We start from the raw sequence: 26902 nt of genomic DNA, 5'->3' as shown, positions 1-26902 counted from the left end.
ATCACCCACACGGGGGCAGCGGCGCGCCCGCGAGGTCGTGACACGGCTTGACGGCGTGCGGGATCCGCATCGTCCGCGGGCGCGGCTGGGGTGCCGTCCGGCATCGACTCGAACGCGTACCCGGCGGCAGCTACCTGACTGCTTGCCCAAGCAACCACCAGGGCGGGCGGGCAACCGGCCGAACTACTCCGGCTGCCCCAGAACGACCCCGCGCCCGGCGTACACCCGGTCCAGCGCCTGCCACGCGACGTGCGCGAACTCCTGGGAACGGCCGGGGAGTCCGGAGGGATTGTGGATCACCACGTGGTCCGGGGTGACGCCGACGGCCAGGACCAGGTGCCCGCCCCGCTGCGGCGGTTCGGGGTCGGCGTCCCGGATGGCGGGGTGGACGGAGAGGAGTACGAGTCGGCCGGCGCCGATCAGCGCGGGGAGCTCCGTCCGGGGGAGGGTGGGCCGGGACTCGGCGATCAGGCCCCAACGGCGCTCCGCATAGGCGGCGAACGGTGCGTAGATCAGGCCGTCCAGGCCGTCCGCCCGGCGCACGTAGGCCCCGGCGTCCAGGCACTCGGCGGCCAGGTGCATGGCCGGCGGAGCCGACTTCCGCCAGAACTCCAACGCCATCCGCAGACAGGCCATCCCGCACAGGCGCCAGGACCACCAGGCGTATTCCGCCGGGCTCTCGGCCCCGTATTCCGGCCAGCGGGGGTCCTCGGCGGCCGACATGGTCCCGGCCAGGATCGCGGGGACGAGCTCGGGCGAGGCCCACTGGGAGTGGTACGGGACGGGGTGGACGAGGGTGGCGTCGGTGGTCATGGTGCAGAGTACCGATGACCGACCGCGCCGAATCAGGAGGGGACGAGGTGTCCCGCAGCATGCCGCAGCCCGACGACCCGAACCGGCCCGAGCCCCCCGTGCGACCGGCGGACCCGGCGGGGCTCATCGACGAACTCACCCGGTCCGGCGCCCGCCTCGACGCGACCCTGTCCGCACTCGGCGACGCCGAGGTGCGCGCACCGTCCCGGCTCCCCGGCTGGACCCGCGGCCAGGTCCTCGCCCACGTGGCGCGCGGTGCCGAGGCGTACACCTGGCTGCTGGCCGTCGCCCGCAACGGAGTTGAGCCCGGACCCGGGGCCGGGAGCGAGGCGTTGGCGCGGGCGGTGGCGGAGGCGGCGGCGCGCCCGGCGGACGCACTGGCCGCGGAGCTCCGGTCCTGCTCGGCTGGCTCAGCGGCCGGGCCACGGACGCCACGGTCGTGGTGACCGGCGCCGGGCCGGGCTGCGCACCGGCGCAGGGGCCCGCCGCGGAGGGTGCCACCGAGGGGACGGCGGTGTCCGTCGGGCGGTTGCCGGTCCCGCCGGTGTGGCCGCTGCCACCGGTGCCGGGATGGGACGAGGCAGCGGAGTCGGTCGCCTGAACGCGGCCGGGCGGCCTCGGCTTCCCCGCTGCGGCACCCGTCCCCGTGGCCCCCGTCATCCGGCGCGCGGCGGCTCCCAGACCGAGCAGTCGTGGGCGAAGTACACCCGGCGCGGGTCGAATGCGGCGAGCCGGTCAAGCCAGCGGCGGTAGCCGGGGAGCGGCGGCGCCATGCCGTCCAGGGCGGCTCGGCGGGCCAGCTGGTCGGAGGCGTAGTGGGACGCGAAGTCATGCGCCTGACCGGCCAGCACCACCGTGCCGTCGGGGCGGTGGAGGACCAGTGACTGGTGCCCGTCGGTGTGGCCCGGCGTCGGCACGATCCGGACGCCCGGCCAGATCTCGGCCTCCCCGGCGAGCTCCTCGTAGCACGCGCCGGGGAAGTCGATCAGCTCGTCGATGGTGTAGTCGCCGCGCCGCGCCGCGGCCAGCTCCACGTCCTGTACCAGGACGGGCTTCCCGGCCAGCAGGGGGTTGCCGCCGCAGTGGTCGAAGTGCAGATGGCAGTTGACGACGAGTGAGATGTCGGCCAGGGAGACGCCGGCACCGGCCAGCGCGGCCTGGAGCGGGCGGCGTTGCGGGCGGTAGTGCGCCTCGGTCTCCGGGTCGGCGGCTCCGATGCCGGTGTCGAAGAGGAGCAGCCCCCGGTCGTGCTTCACGAGGTAGGCGAGCGCGGGCTCCACCCGGGGCTCCGGGCCGCCGGTCTCCGACGCCGGTCGGACGAAGTAGCCCAGGTCGAGCCGGTGCACCGCCGGATGCGTTGAGGTCGTCTGCATGCCCCCATGGTCGCCGGACCGGCCGGCCGTCCGCAGCCGCTTTCCGGCGGCCACCGCCGACTCCACGGTCAACGGTGGCCGCGCCCGCCCCATCGGCGTCCGGCCCACAGGCGACCGGCCCGGGCTCCGTCAGGTCGTCCCGACGCACATCACATCGAGCCGGTGCGCAGCCGGAGCGGCGATCGCCAACTCCGGGCGCCACACGCTGAGGATCTGCGCGGACGGCGTGAACAGCGGCCCGGGCAGCGCCGTGGGGGAGTGCCACTCCCAGCGGCTGATGTGCTGCGGTTCCGCGACGTGCGGCGTCCCCTCGAAGCGGGTGACGAGGGACGCCATCGAGATGCGGTTCAGCCCCTGGACGTCGTCGTGCAGCATCGCGAAGACCCGCACATCGTCCGGTGCGGTGCGCAGACCCGTCTCCTCGTGGAGCTCCCGGGCCGCGGTGCTCCGCACGCCCTCGCCCGGATCGACCTTGCCGCCGGGCAACTCCCAGCTCCCCGCGCGGTGCAGACCGAGCAGGACCCGCCCGTCCGCGTCCAGCACGATGACGCCGACCCCGAACACCGTCTGCGCCTGCGGCGGTCGGTCCCCCCGCTGCCGGCTGGTCACCGCACCCGTATCCATGCCCGTTCCGCTGCCCATCCCGTGCCTTTCTCGGCTCTTTGGCGACCTGCCCCGATCCCGGGGCGGCAACACTTTCCCGCACATTCACCCACAGGAGTGGGTCACATCCACCGTTCAGGCCGAACCCGGCGCGTACAGCGGCCACAATGCGCGCATGACCGATGACTGGAAGCGACAGATCGACCGGCTGCACCAGGACCTGATGCGGCGCGACGACCCTGCCGAGTGGGTCGCGGAGGCGGACGCCGTGGACGCCTCCCGCCGCTATCCGGACCTCGCGCTCCGCGGCCCGGTCTTCGGTCTCGCCGTCCTCGACCCCGCGGACCCCGCGCGGAAGCCCGAACACGAGCCGGAATGGCGCCTGTTGAAACCCGTCACGGACGGAACCCCGCAGGACACCCGGGACACCCTCAACTCCCACCTGTGGTTCAAGGCCAAGGACGAGACCGACGATCCCGCCGTGCGGCGCGAACTGCTGGCCGCGGTCGCGCGGTTGGAAAGCGAACCGCTCGACGAACTGACGGTCTGCGACGCCCGCTACCGGGTCGTCCGCGGCGACGAGTTCGCCCGCACCGGCCGGAGCGGTCTGGAACCACCCCGGCCCACCGACCTCGAACCGGTCGACCGCACCTGGGAGGGCCGGTGCGGCACCACCCCGTCACCGGACCGGGACTTCGCCCTCGTCCCCGGCCGCGAGACCAGCCCCATGGCCGCGGCCATGAAGGTCGCGCTCCAGGGCTTCGCCTACTCCGGGACGCGCTTCCCCACCGCCGTCCGCGAAGAGTCCGAACGCGCCCGCACGGCCTACCCGGACGTCGTCCTGCTGCCGGTCGGCTTCGGCGTGGCCGAACGCCGCCACGGGGGCTGGCAACCGCGGGGAGCGCTGATGCCGACCCCGCACGAGGCACGGCGGCTGCTCGCCGACGCCATGGTCGAATTCTGGCCCGAGGTCTACAAGTTCAGCGACGCGGAACGGCAGCGCTACGCGCAGGCCGCCGAGGAGTTCAAGGCCGCCGGCCGCGCCAACGAGGTGCGGGTGGGCGACAAGGCGTTCCAGATCTGCCGCATCGAGCGGATGGTCCGCACCGGCCCCGACGGCCCGGAGTCGCCCCGTCCGTCGGACGTCGACGACTACGGCCCGACGAAGATCCACCCGACCATGGACGAGGACGGCACGCTCCACTACGACAGCTGAGCCCCGGCGAGCCCGGCCCTCGGCGTCGGCACCCTCGACTTCCCCTCCGGCACCCCCGCGACGATCAGGCACCCGGGCGCCGCCGCCCTGCCGCCCGCTGCGCGCCGTCCCCCGCCCGCACCGGCGACCACGGCCGCCACGGCCCGCACACCCCGCGCCGCACCACCGCTCAGCCGAGACCGCGGCGGGCCCGCTCGGCGTCGATGAGGTCGTCGGTCAGCTCCTCCGGGTCCACCGTGAACTCCAGCTCGTCGAGGGCGTCGTAGTCGGTCACGCCGAGCGGCAGACCGAACTCGGCGAGCTGGGCGGACAGCAGCGCGAACGCCCGCCGCTCATCGGGCTCGTCATGGTATTCGGCCTGGTCGGCGGCGCATGCCTCGGCGAGGGTGCGGCCGGCCATGCTCCAGTAGGTGAACTCGGTGTCGAGCTCGATGAGGGGCGTGGGGCCGTCCGCGGGCTCGTCCGGGTGGTGCCAGTAGCCGATCCAGCCCTTGCCGCCCTCGGCGACGAGCTTGACGTACCGGGCCATCTCCGCGGCCGCGGCGTTGACGGCCTGCATCTCGGGGTCGGCGCGCTCCTTCTCGCTGAGGTAGCTGGTGTCGAGGAGCGGGTGGAGCTGCCCGGGTTCGAAGAAGGTGAGGCCCAGCAGGTCAGCTATCTCCGTGCGGCCGCCCCACTCCGCCTCCAGCATCGCGCGCAAGTCGTCCGGGATCGGACGGCCGTCCAGTCGCTCGCGGGAGAACTCGGCGAGCCGCTCTTCGAACATGGTCCCTCGTCACTGTCGAAACCGAAGCAGGATGATGAGACGACCTTACGGGCGGCCACTGACAACCGGACCCCGCGTCATCCGCCCCCCCCGCACCGGTCGTCGACCACGTACGCGGTGAAGGCGGGCCCCGCATCGTTCCCGCCGCTGACGACGTTCGGCGCACGCCCGCCCGCACCGTGACCTGCCACCGCGGGCGGCCGGGCAGGTCGGCCGTTCGGCCGACCCGTCGCGCGCCGGTGCCTGCGTAACCTGCCGGAGTGGAACGTCACGCACCCTTCCCGCGCCGGGCCCGGTGGATGGCCACCGGCTCGCTGTCCCTGGTCCTCGCCCTGTTCTGGCTGGCCGACTGGGCGAGCGTCCAACCACTGACCGGCTATCCGCACAGCGCGGCGGACTTCGTCCCCCTGGCCACCGCGCCGCTGTTCGCGACGCTGCTGCTGATGCCCGACGGGTGGTCGACCGCAGGACGCCGGTCGGCGGTCGCGGCGGCCGGCTCGTGGGCGGTGACCGTGGCGCTCGCTCTCGTGCCCGGCCGGAGCGCCGCCGGGACGTGGGGCCTGCCGGAGACCGGGGCGCTGCTGGGCCTGCTCGTGCTCACCGCCCGGCGGGTCGAACCACCGCGGGTCGCCGTCGTCCTGTGCGCTGCACTCGGCACCGCCGTCGTCGCGGCCCCGCTGCGGCTCTGGCACCGCGGCGAATTCGTGAACTTCGCCTTCCTCCTCACCCTCGCCGTCGGCGCCGCCCTCGGCCTGGGCTGCTACCTGCGGGCCCTGGATGCCCGCCGGGCCCGCGCCGTCGTCGCCGTACGCGAGGGCGAACGGCGGGAACTCGCCCGCGACCTCCACGACTTCGTGGCCCACCACGTGACCGGCATCGTCATCCAGGCCCAGGCCGCCCGGACGATCCGTGAGACCGCCCCCGAGCGCGTCGACACCATGCTGCTCGGGATCGAGAAGGCGGGACTGGAGACGCTGGACTCGATGCGCCGCCTGGTCCGGGTCCTGCGCGAGGAAGAGGGCCGCGCGGTGCGCCCCGGTGAGCTCTACGCCGCGCTGGCCGAACTGGCCGCCGACTTCTCCCGGGGCGGCGGACCGGACGCCACGGTCCGGATCGGCGCAGCCGCCCGCCGCGCCCGCCTCGCACCCGAAGTGGAGACCTCCGTCCAGCGCGCGGTGCAGGAGGCCCTGACCAACGTGCGGCGGCACGCGTCAGGCGCGTCCACGGTGGCCGTCCGCGCAGCCCTCCGCACCGGGCAACTCGCCGTCGAGGTGAGCAACGGCCCGTCCGCCGAGCACGCCGCCGCACCCGCCGGGGGCCGCGGCGGCTTCGGACTGGTCGGCCTGCGCGAACGTGCCGAGGCGGTCGGCGGCTCGCTGACCGCCGGGCCGACGCCGGAGGGCGGCTGGCAGCTGACCGCGACGTTCCCGGTGCTCGACCAGGGCCCGGACGCCGACGCCGGCATGGCACGATCGGAACCGTGAGCCCTTACCCGACGTCCCCACCCGCGCCGGAATCCGCGCACCGGGCCCCCGCGACCCGCGTGCTCATCGCCGACGACCAGGAGATGGTCCGTACCGGCTTCCAGCTGATCCTCGACGCCCAACCCGACATCGAGGTGATCGCCGAGGTCGCCGACGGCGCGGCGTGCGTGGAGGTCGCCCGGCGGCTGCGGCCCGACGTCTGCCTGGTGGACATCCGGATGCCCAAGCTCGACGGCCTGGACGTCACCCGGATCCTCGCCGGACCGGACGCCACCGATCCGCTGCGGGTCGTCGTGGTGACCACCTTCGACCAGGACGACTACGTCTACGGCGCCCTCCAGGGCGGTGCCTGCGGATTCCTCCTCAAGGACGCCGGCCCCGGCCTGCTGGTCGAGGCGGTCCGGGCCGCGGCCCGCGGCGACGCGCTGGTCTCGCCGTCGGTGACGCTGCGGCTGCTGGAACGGCTCGGCCCGCACCAGGGCGCGGCCCCCGGCGCGGACACCGGCGGACCACCCGCGGGACCGCTCACGGACCGTGAGATGGACGTGGCCGGACTGGTCGCCCGGGGGCGCACCAACCAGGAGATCTGCCAGGAGCTCCACCTCTCCCTCGGCACCGTGAAGACGCACCTGGGGAGCATCCAGACCAAGTTGGGCGTCCGCAATCGCGTGGAGATCGCCGCCTGGGCCTGGGAAACGGGCGCCGTGCGGTCCCGCTGACCACCGGCCGCCGCCCTACCCGGCCGCGGGCCCGGCGCAGGGTCGGCCGTTCGGCCGAGGGCGACCGGGCGATTTCGGCCGAACGGCAGAGGCCACGGGCGCCCCCGCCGGCCGACCGTGGAGGCATGCAGCAGACCTCCACCCCGGCACCGCCCGCACCGGCCCCGGCGCCCGGCCGGCACCGCATCCGCGCCCTGGACGCCCTCCGCGGGTTCGCGCTGTGCGGCATCCTCCTGGTCAACGTCCCGCAGATCACCGACATGCGCTTCGGGCCGAGCACCGGGGGCCTGCACCCGGTCCGCGCCCTCTTGGACCTCACCGTCCAGGAACGCTTCTTCCCGATCTTCTCGTTCCTCTTCGGCATCAGCTTCGCGCTCTTCCTCGACGGTGCCGCCCGCCGCTCGGACCGGCCGCGGCTGCTCCTCGTACGGCGCCTGGCCGCGCTCGGCGTCCTCGGGGCGGCACACCAACTGCTGCACCCCGGAGAGGCGCTCACCCCCTACGCCGTCATCGGGCTGATCGTGCTGCTGCCCGCCACCTGGCTGCCCACCCCGCTCGTCCTCGGGGCCGGCGCCGCCCTCACCCTCGCCTCCGTGACGCTCGCCTCGGGCGGCATCCCCACGATCCCGGGCCTGTTCCTCCTCGGCCTCGCGGGCGCCCGTCTGGGCCTGCCGCGCGCCCTGGAGCACCGCACCGGCCGGCTCGCCGCGGTGCTCGCGGTGACCGCGCCGCTCGCGGCGGCGGCGGTCTGGTGGCAGTACGCCATCGATCGTGCCGATGCCCACGCCACCCGGGTCGCCGCCGGGGCCGGACTGCTGGCCGCCGTCGCCTACGCGGCCACCCTGCTCCTGCTGCTGCGCACCCGGCTGGGCACCCCCCTGTCCGCGGTGCTGGAACCGCTCGGCCGCATGGCGCTCACCAACTACCTGACCGCCACCCTCCTGGTCGTCGCGGCCGCCCCGGTGCTCGGTCTGCGGCACTCCCTCCACTGGGGCGCGGCCATGGCGTCGGCCCCGGTGATCCTCACCGTCCAGACGCTCTTCGGCCGCTGGTGGCTGGCCCGCTTCCGGTACGGCCCGGTGGAGTGGTGCCTGCGCTGTGTGACCTGGTGGGAACGGGTTCCCAACCGCCGCTGAACGGGACCGCGTTGCCCGGCGGCGTGCCCTGCCGGGGACGGCGGCCGGCCGTCGGAAAACTGCCGGAAAGCCGTCGGAAGGCCGCCGGAAATCCGTACTTCCCGGTGCCGGGCCGCGGCCATTTCCCGTGGGCGGGGCGCGCTTTGTACCGGCCGCATTCGCATCGGAATGCAAGACTCCCGAATTTACCCACCAAGGAGTGAATGCCGGGATGCGGAATCGTTTCGCCTGGTGATGCTCTCCGGGTGTCGACCCATACCTGGTGGCGCCGCGCCGCCACCACAACGGCCCTGATCATCGCAGCGGTTCTCCCCGTCGCCTCGACCCCGGCGATAGCCGATCCCGCTCCGCGCCCTGCCCCCGCCCCAGCCCCCGAACTGCGGCCCGCCGAGGCCGCGTTCGGTACCGTCCCGCTGAAACTCCCCGAGCCACCGTCCGAGGCGGTGGCACGCGCCGAACTCGCCGGACTGCACATCGCGGCCCCGCATTCGATGAACGGCTACAGCCGCGCGAAATTCCCGCACTGGATCAAGCAGTACGGGGAATGCGACACCCGCGAGGTGGTCCTCGCCCGGGACGGGGAGGACGTCAAGCAGGACGAGAAGTGCCGGGCCATTTCCGGCACGTGGTTCAGCGAGTACGACGCAAAGGTCTTCCACGTCTCCGGCCAGCTCGACATCGACCACATCGTGCCGCTGGCCAACGCCTGGCGCTCCGGTGCCGACGAGTGGACCACCCCCGAGCGCCGGGCGTTCGCCAACGACCTCGTGCACGCCCAGCTGATCGCCGTATCGGCCTCCTCCAACCGGCAGAAGGGCGACCAGTCACCGGACCAGTGGTCCCCGCCGCGGCACGCCTACTGGTGCACCTACGCCCGCGCCTGGACCGACGTCAAACACCTCTACCACCTGAACATCACCGAACCGGAGAAGGACAAGCTCACCGAGATGCTGGACACCTGCGAACAGTGACCACCCCCGAGCACCACGCACTCACCGACCGGGTCACGGCCGGCCCCGGTGGCGCGATGACGGTTCAGGTCGGCGTCATCACCGGCGACCTGACCGTCACCACCACCGCCAGGGGCGACGGGACCGCCGGCGTCGTCATCCAGTACACCGGCGCCGAGGAGTCCTACGACCTCGAAGGCGGCTCTGTCCGGATTCCGCCCGGGGGCATCGACGCGCTCCACCGGGCGGCGCTGGAGGCGGTGCGCGCCGGCGGTGCCGCCCAGATGCCCGGTACCGCCCCGCGTCCCTGACGCCGGCGCCCACCGGACACCCCGACGGGGGCCCGGCCGAACGGTCGCGGCCCCCGTGCTCCATGCCCCATGCCCCATGACCCATGACCCATGACCCGTGCCCGATGGACCGCGCGGCGCGCACCACGGCGAGGCCGGCGGGACCGGTGAGATCGACGGGATCGACGGGATCGGTGGGATCGGTTGGATCGGCGGGCTCGTTCTCCGTGTCCCCAGGGATACCACCCGGCACTGGCAGCGGCCCCGCCTTCGCACCAGCGAAGTGCGTCAGCCGCGTCCCGCCGCGGCCGCCTTCTCGTCGGCGTCCGCGAGCCAGAAGTAGAGCGGCGGGAGCAGGAGTTCAAGGGCCGACAGGGGGATCTGGAACCAGTGCGGCCAGCCGTGGGCGAGCAGCGACAGCACCCGGCCGACCCCGCCGAGCAGGAAGACCGCGGTCAGCAGCCGCACCGCCGCCGACGGGATCGGGGACTGCCGGGCCGCCCAGAGCCAGGCCAGCCCGAACCCGAGGAAGATCGCGTTGTAGAAGCGCTCCCGGCTGTCGACGGTGGCACCGGTCAGCTCCTCGCCCGGCACCGAGGCGATACCGAGCACCAGGTGGTACGCGCCGATCGCGACGCAGGCCACCCCCATCACCCAGGCCAGCCCCTTGAGCGCCTTCGCCTTGTCCATGCGCACCGTCCTCCTCGTCGTCCGGGCGTTGGCTCGTCCTGCGGTGCAGCGGACCCGTCATGGTGCGAAGCCGCGGACGTACCGCTTCTGCCAAGGGGTTTCCACGGCGTGCCGGTCGTAGTGCCGGCGGACGAACTCCACCGCCCGATCGGCGGGCACGCCGTCGAGGACGGCGAGGCAGGCCAGCGCGGTACCGGTCCGGCCGCGGCCGCCGCCGCAGGCTAGCTCGACGCGTTCCGCCGCCGAGCGGTCCCACGCTTCGCGGAACACCCGCCGCGCCTGCGCGCGGTCGCTCGGCAGGCGGAAGTCCGGCCAGCGCAACCACTGTGTCTCCCAAGGGACTTGGGGTGGTTGCTTGCCGAGCAGATAGACCGCGTAGGCGGGCGTCGGGCCGTCCGGGAGCGGCCGGCGCAGGCCGCGGCCGCGGATCAGTCGGCCGGAGGGGAGTTGGAGGACTCCGGGGTCGGTGGCGTTCCAGGTCTCGCGCACCCGTTCACCCTAGTTCTCCGGAGGGGGAGTTGGGCGGGAAGTCGAGGAGTCGGGGGAAGGGGCGCCCGCCCGCGGGAAGAGGTCGAACGGGTGTTGCGGCGAGGTTGGATTCGCAACTGGAAAGGCAACGGCAACCGCAATCGTGCCATTAACCGACTGTAGCGTTGGTGGATCGGTTCTGTGACGATGTACCGTCCCGGGACACGAGGTGGCCCTGGCAAGGCTGGGAACCGGTGCCAGGGCCACTCATTCGCATCCATCTCGTTCAAGGAGCGACAGATGCCCCCTGACCGAACACCTCACTGGCGCCTGAAGGCAGCCCAGTTGAAGCGCTACGAAGCTAACATCCCTCGCGGGGGCCCGGTTGAAACCGAGGACCGGCGTGACTTCCCGGTCAACGACCCGGTGGGCGGCCGGTCCGCGGTCCGGTTCGGTATCCGGTGCGACGTCCAACTCACCGCACCGCTGGGCGCGTTCCTCGCGATTCCGTATCTGGGGAACATCCTGGTGCGCGGTGCCGACGCCCACTGGGTGCCGGCCGTGGCGCTGGCCGTGCTGATCGCCGCCTGCCGCCCCCGTCTCCGCCACCAGCGCCGACGAGCCGGCTGACGCGGTACGGGGCGCAGCCGCCCGTCCCGGCGGACTGCGCGCGGACGGTGGTCCGAGACCCGGGCCCGCCGCGGCACCGGAGGTCCTTCCGGTGCCGCGGCGGGCCACCCGGCGCGGTGCCGGTGCCGCGCCGCGGCGCCGGACGGCCCGCGGCGCACGGCCGCGAAGCCGGCCGGCAAACCGCAAATCGCCCAATTCTGCGGCGAGTTCACGGTGGCACATCCCCCAGAAGGATTACAGCTGATGACTCCTAAGGATCCTGGACCGGTCCCCTGCGCCAGGACCGGTTGCCCCAACGAGGTGGAGAGCGGGTCCGGTCCCGGGCGGCGCCGGAAGTACTGCAGCGACTCCTGCGGCCGGGCCGTCCGCAAGATCCGCAGCTCGCAGCGGACGCCGGACACCAAGTCCCACGACGAGGACGCCCGCCAGGTCGCCGACGACATGGCCTGCCGGATCGCCGTGCTGCGGACCCAGATACGCGACGGCGACGCGCTCGCCGGACTGCGGCAGGTCGTCGAGCTCAGCAGCGACCTGGACTGCGTGACCGCCGCCGTGGTGCAGCAGGCCCGCGACCGCGGGCACAGGGGCCCGGCCATCGCCGAGGCCCTGCACGTCACGGTGGACAAGGTCGGCCGGGCGTACACGGCGGAGAGCATCGCCCGGAAGATCACCAAGCGGCGGGCGCGGCGCGCCGCGCTCGCCGCCACCGCGGCGGTGCCGCCGCCCGCCGGCCGCGCGGAGCCGCCGCCGGTCCCCGGCCGCCCGGACCAGCCGACCGTCCCGGGCCGCCCGGACCCGCTGACGCCCGCCGTCCGGACGGATGCCGAGCGGCGCCGGGCCGTCGTCGTCCGCACCTCCCCGTCGCGCCGCGCGCACCCGGAGGGCGAGGGTGGCGAAGGCGGGGGCAGAGCGGGCGGCGACGCGGCCGGGCCGGACAGCGGGCCACCGGGCCAGGACTCCCGCACCGCGCTCGCCTCGGCCCTGTCCCACCTCCAGCGCGCCGGCGACAAGACGCTCCGGGCGCTGGCGGACGAGGTGCGGGTGAGCGCCTCGTACATCTCCCGGATCCTCTCGGGTGAGCGCAGCCCCTCCTGGAAGATCACCCGCCGGATGGTGCACGCCTGCGGCGGCGACCCGGAGGCCGTCCGCCCCCTGTGGGACGCCGCCCACGGGCGGCGCCCGGCCCGCGCCGGAAGCCTGCACGCGGCACTGCGCGGGCTGTACCTGTCCGCGGCCTGCCCGGACGCCACGCAGATCTGCCTCTCCAGTGGAAACGCCCTCACCGAGCGCGAGGTCAAGGGGCTGCTGCACGGCTCCCTGGTCCCGGACTGGGAGACCGTCGGTGCGGTCGTCGGCGTCCTGCACGGCCGTCCGGACGACATCCGTCCGCTCTGGGACCACGCCAGGCTCACCCAACTCTCGTGTCTTTCCTACGGGTTGGCGCCGGAGCGCCGTACGCCGCGGGCCGAGGCGTTCGGATGACGCCGGCCGTCTCCCGTGCGCCGGCCCGGGGCGACCGCCGGCCCGCGACGCCCGCTGCTCCGCCCGCGGTCGCCCTGCCGCCCGCCTTCGAAGCCTTCTACGCCCTGCACTATGCCTGCTATCTCGGCTATGCCCTGGCCCACGTGCCGGAACCGGCCGCGTCCCGGGTCCTGGGAGAGGCGATGGGCGAGGTCGTCATCCGGTGGGCCGACATCGTCCGCCGGCCCAACCCGGCCGCCTGTGCCTGGATCCTGGTGAGCGCCCGCATAAGGCAGCGGAGCGAGGGGCCGGGGCGCGACCTGGCGGACCTGGCGTTACGTCACCGTGCGCAGCCGGCGTTACGCCATCCCGCCCTGGAATACGACGCGTTCGTCCTGCACGATGTGCTCGGCCACTCGGTGGAGGACACCGCGGAGGCGATGGGGGAGGAGATCAGCCGGGTCCGCTACGCGCTGGCCGCGGGGCGCGGCCGGGCGCTGCCGGAGGCCATGGGGCACCCGCCCGCAAGCCGCCTGCCGGGCCCCGCCCGCAATACCCCGCACGAGTGACCCGAGCTGTTCGAGTGGTCGGAGGTGCTCGGAGGTCAGGTCCCCCACGGCCTCCCGCGAGCGGGGGAACGTCTGTTCAATGTGTGCCCCCGGATTGCCCGTTACGGGGGCCCGTGCGGGCCGTTCTTTAGGGCACCTGTGCCCCTCGTGTGCCTCGGAGGAGGAGGGCGGGCCGGGACGCCCGTGCCTGAGCGGGGCCCGGTTCCGTTCGAATTCCCCTCCGGTGGCGCGTCCGGGCGCGGCGCGCGGTTGACACCGCGGGATCCGGAGCGGCCCGCCCCACGGGGTCGGCCGCCCCGGCGGTGCCGCGCCGGCGGCGGGCACGAGCCGATGACCGTGGAAGGGGAACGAGAACCATGCGGATGAAACGCGTTGGGGGAGACGACCCGGTACGGAAGGAGAAACCCGGGCCGGTGACCGGCGAGGAGCCGACCGGCGGCGAGGAGTTGCAGTACGTCGACCGGACCGGCAGCCGGGAGCGGGCCGGGCGGCAGATCCGGCTGGTGGACATGGCGCGGCGGCTGCCGCAGTTGGTGCGGCGGTCGGTCGCGTTGGCCTGGCGGATCGACCGCTGGGCGGCCCTGGGACTGCTTCTCTGCCAGGCCGCCTCGGGCGCGATGCAGGCGCTCGGTCTGCTGGCGGTCAGCGGGACGATCACGGCGCTGCTGTCCGGCGGGGACATCTACGGACGGCTGCTCGGGGCCTGGCCGTCGGTGCTCCTGCTGGCGGTCGCCGCCGGGGTGCGGGCCGCGCTCGGGATCGTGGTGGTCTGGCTGTCGTCGCGATTGGGGCCGCAGATGTCCCGGGAGGCCGAACTCCGGCTGCTGAAGGCGGTCACCGAGGTCGAGTTGACGGCGTATGACGCGCCCGGGTTCACCCACCGCAAGGAGGCGGCGGACCGGGGTGCGGAGATCGTCCAGGACCTGGTCGCGGAGGGGCAGGACCTGATCGCCTCGGTCGCCTCCCTGGCCGCCGGCGCGGCGGTGCTGACGGCGCTGCACCCCGCGCTGCTGCCCCTGTTGGCGCTGGCCAGCCTGCCCCAGGCGGTGGCCCAGGTGGGCGCGGCCCGGGTGCGGTACCTCGCGCGGCTGCGCGCCGGTGGCGACTACCGCCTGCTGTCGATCCTGCGCTGGCACGTCTGCGACCGGTACGCCGCCGACCAGGTCCGGGCCGGCACCATGGCCGACTTCCTCGTCGGGCGCTACCGCCAGATCACCGAGCGCATCAACCGCGCCGACCGGCGCGCGGCGAACACCGGGGCGCGGATGTCCGCGGTGGGCGCGGTCTGCGGCGGGTTGGCGTCGACGGCGGTCTGGGGCGCGGTGGTGTGGCTGCTGGCCACCGGCCGGATGAGCGTCGGGCACGCCGGTACCGCGGTGTTCGCGCTGCAGACGGTCGGGTCGGCGCTGCGCGGCCTGGTCGCCGGGGGCGCCCGCATCATGCGCACCGGGCTCTACATGGACGACTGGTCGGAATTCCTGGCGGAGGCCGGCGGATTCCGGATGCGCCGCGGCACCGCCGTGCCCGCGGCCCCGCGCGAGATCCGCGTGCGGGATCTCGTCTTCCGGTACGAGGAGGCGGCTCAGGACGCGCTGCGCGGCGTCTCGTTCACCCTGCGGCGCGGTGAGGTCGTCGCCCTGGTCGGCTACAACGGCAGCGGCAAGACCACGCTGGCCAAGCTGCTGAGCGGGCTGTACCTGCCGACCACCGGGGCGGTCACCTGGGACGGCGTGCCCACCGGCGACCTCGATCCGCACGCCATGTGGACGCAGGTCGCGCTGGTGCCCCAGGAATACGCGCGCTGGCCGCTGACCGCCCGCGAGAACATCACCCTGGGCCGGTCCACCGAGGGCGGCGACGCCGATGTGCACGCCGCCTGCGCCCGGTCCGGTGCCGACGAGGTGGTCACCGAACTGCGGTCCGGGCTCGACACGGTGCTGGCCCGCGACTGGCTCGGCGGGCAGGAGCTCTCCGGCGGGCAGTGGCAGCGGATCGCCCTCACCCGGGCGTTCCACCGGCCGGCCGGACTGCTCGTCCTGGACGAGCCGACCTCCGCACTGGACCCGCTCGGTGAGCACCGCATCTTCGCCGGTCTGCGGGAGGTCGCGGAGACCCGAGCGGTGGTCCTGATCACCCACCGGCTCACCAATGTGGCGGTGGCCGACCGGATCCTGGTCCTGGACAAGGGCCGGGTGGTGCAGCACGGCACGTTCCCCGAACTGGTCGAGCAGCCGGGGATGTTCCGTGAACTGTGGACCTATCAGCACACGCGGGACGTGCACCGGCCCGAGGGGGACGGCCCGTTCGCCACGGAGGTGGTCCCGCTGGATCCGGCGGAAGCCGTGGACGGGGCGCGCCGGCCCGAGGTGACCAGCACCGTGGCGCTGCTCGTCAACGACCGCGGACAGTACCTCCTCCACCTCCGGGACGCGCACAAGGTGATCTACGACCCCGGCACCTGGTCGCTGCCGGGCGGCGCCCCGGAAGCGGGCGAGACCGCTTACCAGGCGGTCACCCGGGAGCTGCGCGAGGAGGCCGGGTTGACGGTGCCCGACCTGGTGCCGTTCGCGCTGCTGCGGCTTTCGGGGCCGGACGGCACCGTTCGCGGGTGCATCCAGGTGTTCCTCGGGCACTGGAACGGTGATGCGGCCGTGCTGCCCCTCACCGAGGGGGTGCTGCTGCACTGGTTCGACGTCGGGACGCTGCCCCGGCTGACGATGTGCGACTGGGCGGCGGAGGCCGTCCGCCGCCACCAGGTCGAGCTGTGCGGGGCCGTCGACGGCTCTCCCGACCGGAGTTGACGGGACGGGCCCGGGCCGCCGCGCCGGCGGTCCGGGCCCGGCTCGCGCGCCGCGACGGCCGAGGCGAGTGCGGCGAGTGCGGCACCGCGCGGGGGATCAGGCCAACAGGGCACTGGTGCACGGCAGTACGAGGCGCTTGACTCCTGATCCATGAGACGAGCGCTTCTCGCTTTGTGTGCCGCCGTCGTCGGACTGGTGCTGGGCATGGTCCCGGCCGGGGCCGCGACGCCGCCCACCGAGTTCGGCAACGACTGGCACGACCCGATCACCGCGGGTCCACCCGTGTCCGTCCCCGACACTCCTTCCTGCAGCGTCACGGTCGCCGACACCGCGTTCCGTGACTACACGCCCTACAAGGGCACCTACATACCGCCCGGCGACACCGGAGACCCCGGAAGCCCCAAGACCACCGAAAACGCCGAAAAGTGCGGCCACCGCTGGAGCAAGGTCGTCCTGAGGCTCGAAGGATCCGTGGCCGGGCGGCAGTTCGACCGCCTCGGCTATCTGCACATCGGCGGCGTGGAGGTCCTCCGCACCTCGACCCCGGAACCCTCGCCCCAGGGCATCGCCTGGCACGTGGAGAAGGACGTCACGCGGTACGCCTCCGTGCTGCGTGCGCGGCAGCCCGTCGAGATGCTGATCGGCAACACCGTGGACGGCACCTACACCGGCGTCATCAAGGTCAAGGTGACGCTGACCTTCTACGCGGCGCAGGGCCGCGTGAAGGCGGCCGCCGCGCCCGACAAGGTCCTCACCCTCCAGGGCGCCCACACCCAGGACGCGGTGTACCAGGGTCAGTTGACCACGCCGCGCAACAGTGAACGCATCGTCGCCGAGGTGTACGCCACCGGATCCGGCGGCGGCTGCGAGGAGTTCTGGTACCTGACCGTGCCGGACGCGGCGCCGTACTCCTGCCGCACCAAGGACGGCCCGTACCGCGAGGTGCAGGTGCGGATCGACGGCAGGCTCGCCGGTATCGCGGCGCCCTTCCCGACCGTGTGGACCGGCGGCTGGTCCAATCCCTTCCTGTGGTACGTGATCCCCGGCCCGCGGGCCTTCGACGTCCGGCCGCTGGAATACGACCTCACGCCGTTCGCCGGGGTGCTGAACGACGGGCGTCCGCACCAGGTCGCGGTGTCGGTCACCGGGCTGCCGGCCGGGCAGAGCGGCTGGAGCACCCCCACCAACATCCTCGTCTGGCAGGACGCCGGGGCGGCCCGGGTGACCGGCGCGCTGGTCACGAACCAGGCGGGCGATCCGGTCGACAAGACGGCCTACGAGCCGGGCGCCGAGCGCCGGTTGACGGCCGAGGGCGGGCATGCGCTCACGGTCGCGGGATACCTCGACACCTCGCACGGCCGGGTCACCACGACCGTCACGCGCCGGCTCGCCGCGAACTCCACCCACCGCTGGAACGCGGACGAGACGACCGACGCGCTCCGGGCACGCTGGCACGACGCGGAAACGGTGACGGTAGGCGGCCGGGGGCCCGCGACCACCACCCGTACCCAGCGCACCTACACCATGGACGGCGCGACGACCGTGGACGCGGGCAACCGGCTGCGTACGACCATGACCATGGGCGACCGCGCGGACCTCGCCACCCTGCGCGGCGGACGGCGCACCGACTGGTCGCTGCTGGACGACACCTACACCGGCGACGCCGCGTACAACCAGAACGTGCCCCGCGATCAGCGGCACGCCACCGGAGTCTCGCGCGAGCGCTACCGCCTGCACGGTCCTGGCTCCTGCTACGACCGGACGTTGGCCACGGTGCAGGGGGAGTTGACGGAGGACCGGTACGGCTGCTGAGCCGATGATGGGTGCGGTCGGCGTTGCCGCGGGCATTTGCTGCGTCGCGAAAGTGAAACAAAGGGGGCTGACTTTCGGTCGACTTCGGCGAAGTGTGGCCGGAGGGCCGTCGCCGCCTTCCCTCTTGGCGCACGTTCCGTAATAGGTTTCCTACTCACCGCAGTCGGCGGGGCAGGCCCGCCGCCGAGATCTGTCCGTCCACGGAGGAAGCGATGCCGCAGGGAACCATCGTGCTGTTCAACAAGAGCGACTGTGTGGGCATCATCGCCGATGAGCGCGGAGAACGGCTCCCGTTCTCGGGTATGGAGACCCAGACCACCGACGTCGGTCAGCAGGTCGTGTTCGATGTGCACGGCGCGAAGGCCACCAATGTGATGGCATTGCGCTGACGGTCCGGTGGCCGTGGACGGCGTCGCCCCCGGGCCGTCCACGGCCACCGCCACGACGGTGGCGGCCGGTCCGCCCGGCCCCGCGCAACGCCGCGGTGCGGGGCGGACGATGTCATTGCCGGCGCACAGTCGGCGGGCGTCAGGCCACCGAGCCTTCGGTCCAGGCCCGGTCGAGGATCGCGTCCACCGTCTCGTCGACGGTCTGCCGCGAGGTGTCCAGCCACAGCCCGAGGTCCCGGGGCGTCTCGGCCCGCAGCAGCACGTCCAGGTCGGCGACGCTCCAGTCCGGTCCGTACGCGGTCTTGGGGCGGGCCGCCTCCCGTGCCGCGACCGTCTCCGGATCGGGCAGCAGGGCGACGACGGCGAGCGGGCGGGTCGCGATGTCGCCGGCCAGCTGGGCGAGGTGCTCGCCGAGGAGGATGTCCTGCACGACGACGGTGAAACCGGCCCGGGCGTACGCGTCCGCGCTGGTGGCCGTCAGTCGGTGCCGCAGCCGCAGTTGGGCGAGGGCTTCCTCCCCCCCCGCGTCCGGGGTCATACCGACCTGGCCGCGGATGATGTTGCGGCGGAAGCCGTCACCGCGCAGATGGACCGACCGGGGCAGCCGCTCGGCGAGGGCCTGCGCCACGGTGGACTTGCCGGCCGCCTGGATGCCGGTGATCACCACGATTCCGGGTGCCAGCCAGGGGCCTTGCGGGGTGACCCGCCCGCGGGCGGTGTCGGGAACGTTCGCGGTCATGACGCCGATTATGTGCGCCGCCGCCCCGCCGGTCCCGCGATTTTCTCCCGCCGAAGGCGGCCGCCGGGGGACACTCCGACGCTCCCGCACCCGGTCCGCCCGGCCGCGGCCGGGCTCCGTATGCTCGCCCTACCGGAGCCGGGAGCCGACCACTTCCGGAGGGAGGAAGGCGGACATGACGACCACCTACTACCAGGATCGCTGGATCACCTGCACCCCGGACGCGCTGCGGATCCGCGGCTACTACTTCCCGTGGGGCACCAAGACCATCCCGTACAGCGCGATCCGATCGGTGCGGCGGGTGGAGATGGGGGCCCTGACGGGGCAGGGTCGCATCTGGGGCAGCGGGCATCCCCGGTACTGGGCCGGCCTGGACCCGCGGCGGATGGCCAAGACCACCGCGCTCGTCCTCGACGTCGGCCGCTACGTCCGGCCGTTCCTCACCCCCGACGATCCGGACGCGATGGAGGCGGTGCTGCGCGAACGGATGCCGCCGGACTCGACGGCGGGCGGCGCCGGCCGGCGGTAGCGGCTGCCGCGGGCCGGTAGCGAGACCACGACCAGACCGCCGAGCAGCAGGGCCGCGCCGAGCGCCGCCGGTACGGTCGGCCGCTCGCCGAGCAGGGCGATGCCCAGGACGGTGGCGACCAGCGGTTCGCCCAGGCTCAGTGTCCCCGTGGTGGCGGCGCTGATCCGGGTGACGCCGCGGGTGAAGAGCAGGTAGCCCAGTGCGGTGGTGCCCAGCGCCAGCCAGCCGATCAGCAGCAGTGCGCGGGGGGTGGCCAGTCCGTCGGGCGCCACCAGCAGCCAGGGGGAGACCAGGAGGCCGGCGCCCAGGACGCTCACCGGTGCGGCGGCGGTGGTGTCGGCGCCGCAGCGGGCGAGCCGTTTGGTGGCCGTGATGTAGAGGCCGAAGGCGGCGCCGGCCCCGATGCCCAGCAGTACCCCGGGCAGCTCGGCGCGGGCCGCCGCGCCGGGGACGAGGAGCAGGGCGATCCCGGCGACGGAACAGGCCGTGCTGCACCACCAGTTGGCGGTGAGGCGCTCCCGCATGAACTGCCGGGCGCACAGCCCGGACACCACGGGTACCGACCCGAAGGCGACCGCGGTCGCCAGTGCCGCCCCCATCCGCTCCACCGCCTCCAGGAAGCAGATCTGGAAGGCCACGGTGACGAGGATGCCCACCGCGGTCCAGCCCCGGGCCGCGGGGTGCCGGAGCGTCCGCAGGCCCGGGGGCCGGGCCGTGCACAGGCCGAGGACCAGGCCGCCGAGCAGCATCCGGCAGGCGCCCAGGCTCACCGGTGACACCCCGGTGTCGGCCAGGAGTTGCGCGGGTCCGACGGTGCCCCACAACACCGCCGCCGCCGCTACGGGCACGCTTCCGCCGAGCCGGTTTCCGCCGTCCGCCGTCATGGTCCTCGCTCCGACGTGCCGGGCAGGATCCGCGGCCCGGAAGGCCGCGGCGGAGCACCCGACGGATCCTGCGCCCGACGGTAGCGAGTCGGGGCCGCGACCCGCATCGGGGGAAGCTCCCAACTTCCGTGCGGGGGCGCGGTGGTGGGTGGTGGCTTCGTACGGACGGCGGGGAGCGGTGGCTCGGGCGGGTCAGGCGGTGGCGGCGGGTTGGACGGCTCGGGCGAGTTCGCGGCGGAGGCGCATGAAGGGGCGCGGGCGGTTGAGGGCGAGGACGGCGGTGGTGCGGCCGTCGCGTTCGTAGCGGGCGAGGAAGCTGCGGTCGTCCGGGGAGCCCTCGACGATGCGGGGCACGTCGCCGGGCCGGTACCGGCCGGCGAACTGGATGCGGACGCCGTACTGGTCGGACCAGAAGTAGGGGAGCGCGTGGTGGGTGCGGGCGGTGTGGCCGGCGAGGAGGTTGTGTACGGCGGTGGCGGCCTGTTCGGTGGCGTTGGTCCAGTGTTCGGCGCGGGCGCCGGCCACCTGGGCGACGTCGCCGGCGGCCACGACGGCGGGGATCGGGGTGACGCAGCCGGCGTCGCAGCGGACGCCGTCGCCGAGCGGCAGGCCGGAGCCTTCGAGCCAGCCGGTCGCGGGGCGGACGCCGATGCCGGTGACGACGACGTCGGCGGGGAGCAGCCGGCCGTCGGCGAGTTCCACGGCGGTGACCCGGTCGTCGCCGCCCGCACTGCGCAGCCCCCGGACGCCGGTGCCGGTGAGCAGGGCGACGCCGTGGTCGCCGTGCAGTCGGGCACACAACTCGGCCATGGTGTGCCCGAGTTGGGGGACGAGGGGAAGTGGTGCGGCCTCGACGACGGTGACCTGGTGGCCGAGGGCGGCGCAGGACGCGGCGACCTCGGCGCCGATGAAGCCGCCGCCGATGACCACGACCCGGGCCGGGCCGCCGCCGGTCAGGTCGGCGCGCAGGGCCCGGGCGTCGTCGAGGGTCCGCAGGGTGTGCGAGCCGGCCGGAGCGGGGCCGGGGAGGCGGCGCGGGGCGGCGCCGGTGGCGAGCACGACACCGTCGGTGGTGAGGGTGCGGCCGGTGTCGAGGCGGATGGCGCGCCGGTGGGGGTCGAGGCCGGTGGCGCGGGTGCCGAGGAGCCATGCCGCGTCGAGTCCGGCGATCTCTTCGGCGTCGGTGAGGGCGAGTTGGGCCTCTGCGGACGCGGTCTCTGCGGACGGGGTCCCGGTGTCCGGGGCGGTGTCCGGTGCGGTGGCCGGTGCGGTGAGGAATCCCTTGGAGAGCGGCGGGCGGTCGTACGGGAGGTGCTGCTCCGCCCCGACGATCGTGAGGTGGCCGTCGTAGCCCTGGGCGCGCAGGGCCCGTGCGGCGTACAGCCCGGCCAGTGAGGCTCCGATGACGGTGACCGACTTCATGCGGCGGTGCCTTCCTCGGCGGTGAGGTGGACGTAGACCATGCCGTCCTCGACCGTCACGGGGTGGGTGCGGACGGGGCGGCGGGCGGGCAGGCAGGTCGGCGCTCCGGTGCGGAGATCGAATGAAGCGGCGTGCAGCGGGCATTCGACCAGACACCCCTCCAGCCAGCCGTCCGCGAGTGAGGCGTCCTGGTGGGTGCAGGTGTCGTCGATGGCGTACAGCTCTCCGTCGGCGTGGAAAACGGCGATCGGAGGCGTGGTGTCGAGGCGAACGGACTCGCCGGCGGGCAGATCAGCGAGGTGGCAGACGGGTATCACTGGGCCCCCCTGTTACTGTTCGGTACTATCGAGTTTCGCAATCCGCACGACAGAGCGTTATGCGCAACAGAATCCAGACGGGGGCGCGGCGCGTCAAGCGTTCCCCGGGAAAGCCGGCCCGATCGGGCCGCTGGATGGTGGCAGCGAGCTGGGTGGTGACACGGACCTATGACGAAAACGGCCAAGGCGGAGGCGCGGGGGGAGCGGCAGCCGGCGGGCGGGCCGGACCCGAAGCCGCACGACACCGTGGCGGAGAAGCCGCCCAGAGGTGCGGTGAGCGCGGTCCAGTCGGTGGACCGGGCGGTGACCGTGCTGGAGATCCTGGCCAGACTCGGCGAGGCCGGGGTGACCGAGATCGCCGACGAGCTGGGCGTGCACAAGTCGACCGCGTTCCGGCTGCTGGGCGTGCTGGAGAACCGCGGACTGGTCGCCCAGGAGCAGGAACGCGGCAAGTACTACCTCGGCGCCGGGGTGTTGCGGCTGGCCGGGGCCGCGGCCGTCCGGCTGGACATCTCCCAGGAGGGTGCGGCGGTCTGCCGGACGCTCGCCGACGAGTTGGGCGAGACGGTCAACATCGCGGTCCTGGAGAGCGATGCCGCGGTCAACATCATGCAGGCCCGTGGACCGGCGTCGGTCACCGCCCAGAACTGGCTCGGCCGGCGGACGCCGCTGCATGCCACGTCCAGCGGCAAGGCGCTGCTCGCGTACCAGCCGTCTCCGGTCCAGGAGGCCGTACTGGCGCGGAAGTTGCCCCGGCTGACCGAGCGGACCGTGACCTCCGCGGTCGCGCTGCGCGACCAGTTGGCCGAGGTCGTCGAGCGGGGCTTCGCGGTCGCGGTCGAGGAGCTGGAACTCGGGCTGCGCGCGGTCGCGGCACCGGTCCGGGCGCACGACGGTTCGGTGATCGGCGCGATCAGCGTGTCGGTGCCCGCGTACCGGCTGGACGACGAGCGGCTGCCGGAGGTGGTCAAGCGCACCGTCGCCGCTGGTGAGGAGCTCTCCCGGCGGATGGGGTACGCCTGTTGACGGGATCCGGGCGGAGCGGGCGCGGCGCCCGCTGACCGCCGGGTGACGGTCGTCCGCGGCGGGGCCGGGTGGTGCCATCCGGCCCCGCTTCCGTGTGCACGGGGCGTGCGCGGGCGGTGCGCCCCGCGTTCGGATGCGTAACCAGCCCTTTACAAACCGCTAGCGCGCACCTCTTGACGGTGCCGATACGCCGTTCCCAGTATGTCTCCCATCGCGCAACCAGTCGTGCAGGGCGCAACACTGAGGGGTAGGGCATGCCACACCGAGTCCATGCCGTCGTCGCGGCGAAGAAGGGCGCACCCGTCGGTCCCCAGATGATTCTGGTCCCGGATCCCGGCCCGGGAGAAGTGCTCGTCGACGTCCAGGCCTGCGGCGTCTGCCACACCGATCTGCACTACCGCGAGGGCGCCGTCGGCGACGCGTTCCCCTTCCTGCTCGGCCACGAAGCGGCCGGGATCGTCGAGGCCGTGGGCGACGGTGTCACCGACCTCGCGCCCGGTGACTACGTGGTGCTCGCCTGGCGGGCGCCGTGCGGCGGGTGCCGGTCCTGCCGGCGCGGCCGACCCTGGTACTGCTTCGACTCCCGCAACGCCGCCCAGCCGATGACCCTCCTGGACGGCACCCCGCTCAGCCCCGCCCTCGGCATCGGCGCGTTCGCCGAGAAGACCCTGGTCGCCGCCGGACAGGCCGTCAAGGTCGATCCCTCGGCCCGGCCCGAGGCTGCCGGGCTGATCGGCTGCGGGGTGATGGCCGGCTACGGCGCCGCCGTCCACACCGGAGCGGTCGGCAGCGGCGACACGGTAGCCGTCATCGGCTGCGGCGGCGTCGGCAACGCCGCCATCGCCGGCGCCTCGATCGCCGGGGCCCGCCGCGTCATCGCCGTCGACATCGACGAACGCAAACTGGACGGCGCCACCCGCTTCGGTGCCACCCACACCGTCAACTCCCGCCGCACCGACCCGGTCGAGGCGGTCCGGGAACTGACCGGCGGGCACGGCGCCGACGTGGTCATCGACGCGGTCGGCCGCCCCGAGACCTACCGCCAGGGCTTCTACATGCGGGACCTCGCCGGCACCCTGGTCCAGGTCGGGGTGCCCGACCCCGCCATGAAGATCGAACTGCCGCTCATCGACCTCTTCTCCCGCGGCGGCGCGCTGAAGTCCTCCTGGTACGGCGACTGCCTCCCCAGTCGCGACTTCCCCGTCCTCATCGACCGCTACCTCAGCGGCCGGCTCGACCTCGGCGGATTCGTCACCGAGACCATCGCCCTGGACGGCGTGGAGGCCGCCTTCGACAAGATGCGGGACGGCCGGGTGCTGCGCTCGGTGGTGGTCCTGTGACCGGCCCGCTGCCCAACCCCGCCGACGCCCGCGTCGTCGTCATCGGAGCCGGCATCGTCGGCTGCTCGCTCGCCGACGAGCTCACCGCCCGCGGCTGGCGCCGGGTCACCGTCCTCGACCAGGGCCCGCTGCCCGCCCCCGGCGGCTCCACCTCACACGCCCCCGGCCTGGTCTTCCAGACCGGACCGTCCAAGACCATGACCGAGTTCGCCGCCTACACCGTCCGCAAGTTCGGCTCCCTCGACGTGGACGGCCTGCCCTGCTTCAACCCCGTCGGCGGCCTGGAGGTCGCCACCACCGAGGCCCGCTGGGCCGACCTCCACCGCAAGGCCGGCCTCGCCGCGTCCTGGGGCGTCCGCGGCGAACTCGTCGACCCCCAGCAGTGCAAGAAGCTCTGGCCGATGCTCGACGAGCGCATGCTGCACGGCGGCTTCCACACCCCCGACGACGGCCTGGCCCGCGCGCTGCTCGCCTGCCGCGCGCAGCGGGCCCGCGCCGAGCGCCGCGGCGCCCGCTTCCTGGCCCGGCACACCGTCACCGGCATCGAGCGCGCGGCCGGCCGGGTCACCGGCGTCGTCACCGACCGCGGCGCCTTCCCCGCCGACCACGTCGTCTCCGCCGCCGGCTTCTGGGGACCGGTGATCGGCGCCCTGGCCGGAGTGGACGTCCCGCTGCTCCCGCTGGCCCACCAGTACGCCACCACCGCACCGCTCCCCGAACTCGACGGCGCCAACGACCCGCGCACGGAAGCCGGTAGGCCGATCCTCCGCTTCCAGGACCGCGACCTCTACTTCCGCGAGCACACCGACCGCATCGGGATCGGCTCCTACGCCCACCGGCCGATGCCCGTCGACCCCTTCACCGTCCCCGCCTTCGACGACGCCCCCGTCATGCCGTCCTCGCTGCCCTTCACCGAGGAGGACTTCGCCCCCAGCTGGCAGGACAGCGTCGAACTGCTGCCGGCACTGGGCGCGTCCCGGGTGGCCGACGGCTTCAACGGGGTCTTCTCCTTCACCCCCGACGGGATGCCGCTCCTCGGCGAAACCCGCGCCCTGCGCGGCTTCTGGCTCGCCGAGGCGGTCTGGGTCACCCACTCCGCCGGCGTCGCCAAGGCGGTCGCCGAATGGATGACCGACGGCCGGCCCGCCACCGACGTCCACGAATGCGACCTCACCCGCTTCGAGGACGCCCAGCGCTCACCCGCCTACACGCAGGAGCGCGGCGCCCAGAACTTCATCGAGGTCTACGACGTCATCCACCCCCTCCAACCCATGGCGCAACCCCGCCCGCTGCGCACCAGCCCCTTCTACCCGCGCCAGCAGGAACTCGGCGCGTACTTCCTGGAGGCCGGCGGCTGGGAACGCCCCCACTGGTACGAGGCCAACGCCCCGCTCGCCGAAGGACTCCGGCTCCCCGAACGGGACGCCTGGTCCGCCCGCCACTGGTCGCCGATCGCCGCCGCCGAGGCCGCCGCCACCCGCGAGCGGGTCGCCCTCTACGACATGACCCCGCTGCGCCGCCTGGAGGTCACCGGGCCCGGCGCGCTGGCCTTCCTCCAGCGCATGACGACCAATCAGCTGGCCAAGAAGCCCGGCTCGGTGACCTACACCCTCCTGCTCGACGAGGCCGGCGGCATCCGCTCCGACCTCACCGTGGCCCGGCTCGCCCCCGACCGCTTCCAGGTCGGCGCCAACAGCGGAGCCGACCTGGACTGGCTGCTGCGGCACGCGCCGGACGACGTCGGCGTCCGGGACATCACCTCCGGGACCTGCTGCATCGGCGTCTGGGGTCCGCTCGCCCGGGACCTCGTCCAGCCGCTGACCCGCGACGACTTCTCCCACGGCGCCTTCGGCTACTTCAAGGCCAAGCAGACCTACCTGGGCCACGTCCCGGTCACCGCGCTGCGCCTGAGCTATGTCGGTGAACTCGGCTGGGAGCTCTACACCACCGCCGACCTGGGGCTCCGGCTCTGGGACACGCTCTGGGAAGCAGGCCGGGAACACGGCGTGATCGCCGCCGGCCGCAGCGCCTTCAACAGTCTCCGCCTGGAGAAGGGCTACCGTTCCTGGGGCCACGACATGACCACCGAACACCACCCCTACGAGGCCGGACTCGGCTTCGCCGTCCGCCCCGCCAAGGGCGACTTCCTCGGCCGGGCCGCGCTGGCGGGCCGCAGCGAGGAGACCGCCGCCCGCAAACTCACCTGCCTCACCCTCGACGACCCCGCCGCCAACGTCCTCGGCAAGGAACCGGTCCTCGTCGACGGCGCCCCGGCCGGCTACGTCACCTCCGCCGCCTACGGCTACACCCTGGGCCGGACCGTCGCCTACGCCTGGTTGCCGGCCGCCGCCGCGGTCCCCGGCACCGCCGTCCACATCGCGTACTTCGGAGAGAAGATCGCCGCGACCGTCGCCCAGGAACCCCTCTTCGACCCGCAGATGACCCGTATCCGCCGCTAGGCCGTGCCCGCAAAGT

27 protein-coding genes are annotated in these 26902 nt (G+C 73.8%); 17 read left to right on the top strand and 10 right to left on the bottom strand.

Annotation, left to right across the window (positions count from 1 at the left end):
• Window positions 1-183: 183 nt before the first annotated feature.
• Entirely contained in the window at window positions 184-813 is a 630-nt protein-coding gene (locus tag CG747_RS11915) for a C39 family peptidase (RefSeq protein WP_100601668.1), read from the bottom strand.
• 14 nt (window positions 814-827) lie between these two features.
• On the opposite strand from CG747_RS11915, the gene CG747_RS11910 reads away from it, so the two are divergent.
• Window positions 828-1259 carry a maleylpyruvate isomerase N-terminal domain-containing protein gene (locus CG747_RS11910; RefSeq protein ID WP_257980351.1) on the top strand — a complete coding sequence of 144 codons (432 nt, stop codon included), beginning with the start codon at window positions 828-830 and terminating at the stop codon, window positions 1257-1259.
• A 210-nt stretch (window positions 1260-1469) separates the two neighbouring features.
• Here CG747_RS11910 and CG747_RS11905 read toward each other — a convergent pair whose 3' ends face one another.
• Both CG747_RS11905 and CG747_RS11900 read right to left on the bottom strand, forming a co-directional pair.
• Entirely contained in the window at window positions 1470-2186 is a 717-nt protein-coding gene (locus tag CG747_RS11905) for an N-acyl homoserine lactonase family protein (protein ID WP_100601887.1), read from the bottom strand.
• 129 nt (window positions 2187-2315) lie between these two features.
• Window positions 2316-2810, bottom strand: coding sequence for an NUDIX hydrolase (locus tag CG747_RS11900; protein WP_257980350.1), 495 nt, complete (start codon window positions 2808-2810; stop codon window positions 2316-2318).
• Between the two features lie 154 nt (window positions 2811-2964).
• Here CG747_RS11900 and CG747_RS11895 point away from each other — a divergent pair, with 154 nt between their 5' ends.
• Window positions 2965-4005: a DUF5954 family protein gene (locus CG747_RS11895; protein WP_100601666.1), complete on the top strand. Its 1041-nt coding sequence runs from the start codon at window positions 2965-2967 to the stop codon at window positions 4003-4005.
• A gap of 169 nt (window positions 4006-4174) precedes the next feature.
• Here the strand turns inward: CG747_RS11895 and CG747_RS11890 are convergent, their stop codons facing one another.
• Window positions 4175-4771, bottom strand: coding sequence for a hypothetical protein (locus CG747_RS11890; protein ID WP_100601665.1), 597 nt, complete (start codon window positions 4769-4771; stop codon window positions 4175-4177).
• Between the two features lie 260 nt (window positions 4772-5031).
• Between CG747_RS11890 and CG747_RS11885 the strand changes: the two genes are divergently transcribed.
• The 5 genes from CG747_RS11885 to CG747_RS11865 all read left to right on the top strand — a co-directional run bounded on the left by CG747_RS11885 (window position 5032) and on the right by CG747_RS11865 (window position 9371).
• Window positions 5032-6255, top strand: a complete 1224-nt coding sequence (locus CG747_RS11885) for a sensor histidine kinase (protein WP_146022067.1) — start codon at window positions 5032-5034, stop codon at window positions 6253-6255.
• Window positions 6252-6974: a response regulator transcription factor gene (locus CG747_RS11880; RefSeq protein WP_257980349.1), complete on the top strand. Its 723-nt coding sequence runs from the start codon at window positions 6252-6254 to the stop codon at window positions 6972-6974. The genes CG747_RS11885 and CG747_RS11880 overlap by 4 nt, the downstream gene beginning before the upstream one ends.
• A 125-nt stretch (window positions 6975-7099) precedes the next feature.
• Entirely contained in the window at window positions 7100-8110 is a 1011-nt protein-coding gene (locus CG747_RS11875; RefSeq protein WP_100601662.1) for a DUF418 domain-containing protein, read from the top strand.
• Between the two features lie 245 nt (window positions 8111-8355).
• Entirely contained in the window at window positions 8356-9081 is a 726-nt protein-coding gene (locus CG747_RS11870; protein ID WP_100601661.1) for an HNH endonuclease family protein, read from the top strand.
• Window positions 9078-9371, top strand: coding sequence for a hypothetical protein (locus CG747_RS11865; RefSeq protein WP_100601660.1), 294 nt, complete (start codon window positions 9078-9080; stop codon window positions 9369-9371). Before CG747_RS11870 ends, CG747_RS11865 begins: the two co-directional genes overlap by 4 nt.
• A 267-nt stretch (window positions 9372-9638) precedes the next feature.
• Here CG747_RS11865 and CG747_RS11860 read toward each other — a convergent pair whose 3' ends face one another.
• Window positions 9639-10040, bottom strand: coding sequence for a DUF4345 domain-containing protein (locus tag CG747_RS11860; protein ID WP_100601659.1), 402 nt, complete (start codon window positions 10038-10040; stop codon window positions 9639-9641).
• 57 nt (window positions 10041-10097) lie between these two features.
• Window positions 10098-10529: a protein-tyrosine phosphatase family protein gene (locus CG747_RS11855; RefSeq protein WP_100601658.1), complete on the bottom strand. Its 432-nt coding sequence runs from the start codon at window positions 10527-10529 to the stop codon at window positions 10098-10100.
• Window positions 10530-10808: 279 nt separating this feature from the next.
• Between CG747_RS11855 and CG747_RS47140 the strand changes: the two genes are divergently transcribed.
• From CG747_RS47140 to CG747_RS47910, 6 genes are all read left to right on the top strand, one after another.
• Window positions 10809-11138: a hypothetical protein gene (locus CG747_RS47140; RefSeq protein WP_146022066.1), complete on the top strand. Its 330-nt coding sequence runs from the start codon at window positions 10809-10811 to the stop codon at window positions 11136-11138.
• Between the two features lie 243 nt (window positions 11139-11381).
• Complete coding sequence (locus tag CG747_RS47915; protein ID WP_180985493.1) at window positions 11382-12620, top strand: helix-turn-helix transcriptional regulator; 1239 nt, start codon at window positions 11382-11384, stop codon at window positions 12618-12620.
• Window positions 12617-13168 carry a sigma-70 family RNA polymerase sigma factor gene (locus CG747_RS11840; protein ID WP_100601656.1) on the top strand — a complete coding sequence of 184 codons (552 nt, stop codon included), beginning with the start codon at window positions 12617-12619 and terminating at the stop codon, window positions 13166-13168. The genes CG747_RS47915 and CG747_RS11840 overlap by 4 nt, the downstream gene beginning before the upstream one ends.
• A 413-nt stretch (window positions 13169-13581) precedes the next feature.
• Complete coding sequence (locus tag CG747_RS11835) at window positions 13582-15969, top strand: ATP-binding cassette domain-containing protein (protein WP_308303771.1); 2388 nt, start codon at window positions 13582-13584, stop codon at window positions 15967-15969.
• 150 nt (window positions 15970-16119) lie between these two features.
• On the top strand, window positions 16120-17781 hold the full coding sequence (locus tag CG747_RS11830) for a peptide-N4-asparagine amidase (RefSeq protein ID WP_100601655.1): 1662 nt from the start codon (window positions 16120-16122) through the stop codon (window positions 17779-17781).
• A gap of 212 nt (window positions 17782-17993) precedes the next feature.
• Window positions 17994-18170 (top strand): hypothetical protein, encoded by a 177-nt coding sequence (locus CG747_RS47910; protein WP_180985492.1) that lies wholly within the window; start codon window positions 17994-17996, stop codon window positions 18168-18170.
• A gap of 139 nt (window positions 18171-18309) precedes the next feature.
• Here the strand turns inward: CG747_RS47910 and CG747_RS11825 are convergent, their stop codons facing one another.
• Entirely contained in the window at window positions 18310-18909 is a 600-nt protein-coding gene (locus CG747_RS11825; protein WP_257980348.1) for an AAA family ATPase, read from the bottom strand.
• A gap of 175 nt (window positions 18910-19084) precedes the next feature.
• Between CG747_RS11825 and CG747_RS11820 the strand changes: the two genes are divergently transcribed.
• Window positions 19085-19438 (top strand): PH domain-containing protein, encoded by a 354-nt coding sequence (locus CG747_RS11820; RefSeq protein WP_100601654.1) that lies wholly within the window; start codon window positions 19085-19087, stop codon window positions 19436-19438.
• Here CG747_RS11820 and CG747_RS11815 read toward each other — a convergent pair.
• The 3 genes from CG747_RS11815 to CG747_RS11805 form a co-directional block, all read right to left on the bottom strand.
• Window positions 19333-20322 (bottom strand): DMT family transporter, encoded by a 990-nt coding sequence (locus CG747_RS11815; RefSeq protein ID WP_100601653.1) that lies wholly within the window; start codon window positions 20320-20322, stop codon window positions 19333-19335. The two genes, CG747_RS11820 and CG747_RS11815, sit on opposite strands and share 106 nt — an antisense overlap.
• A gap of 192 nt (window positions 20323-20514) precedes the next feature.
• Window positions 20515-21744 (bottom strand): NAD(P)/FAD-dependent oxidoreductase, encoded by a 1230-nt coding sequence (locus tag CG747_RS11810; protein WP_100601652.1) that lies wholly within the window; start codon window positions 21742-21744, stop codon window positions 20515-20517.
• Window positions 21741-22061 carry a bifunctional 3-phenylpropionate/cinnamic acid dioxygenase ferredoxin subunit gene (locus tag CG747_RS11805; RefSeq protein WP_100601651.1) on the bottom strand — a complete coding sequence of 107 codons (321 nt, stop codon included), beginning with the start codon at window positions 22059-22061 and terminating at the stop codon, window positions 21741-21743. The genes CG747_RS11810 and CG747_RS11805 overlap by 4 nt, the downstream gene beginning before the upstream one ends.
• A 168-nt stretch (window positions 22062-22229) precedes the next feature.
• Between CG747_RS11805 and CG747_RS11800 the strand changes: the two genes are divergently transcribed.
• The 3 genes from CG747_RS11800 (at window position 22230) to CG747_RS11790 (ending at window position 26886) form a co-directional block, all read left to right on the top strand.
• On the top strand, window positions 22230-23087 hold the full coding sequence (locus CG747_RS11800) for an IclR family transcriptional regulator (RefSeq protein ID WP_257980347.1): 858 nt from the start codon (window positions 22230-22232) through the stop codon (window positions 23085-23087).
• A 254-nt stretch (window positions 23088-23341) separates the two neighbouring features.
• Entirely contained in the window at window positions 23342-24427 is a 1086-nt protein-coding gene (locus CG747_RS11795; RefSeq protein WP_100601650.1) for an S-(hydroxymethyl)mycothiol dehydrogenase, read from the top strand.
• The gene (locus CG747_RS11790) at window positions 24424-26886 is read left to right on the top strand and encodes an FAD-dependent oxidoreductase (RefSeq protein ID WP_100601649.1); all 2463 of its coding nucleotides are present in this window, start codon (window positions 24424-24426) and stop codon (window positions 26884-26886) included. Before CG747_RS11795 ends, CG747_RS11790 begins: the two co-directional genes overlap by 4 nt.
• Window positions 26887-26902 lie beyond the last annotated feature (16 nt).

Source organism: Streptomyces sp. CB02959 (assembly GCF_002803155.1).
In the GTDB taxonomy this organism is placed as follows: Bacteria; Actinomycetota; Actinomycetes; order Streptomycetales; family Streptomycetaceae; genus Streptomyces.
This window is presented reverse-complemented; position numbering and strand designations above follow the sequence as displayed.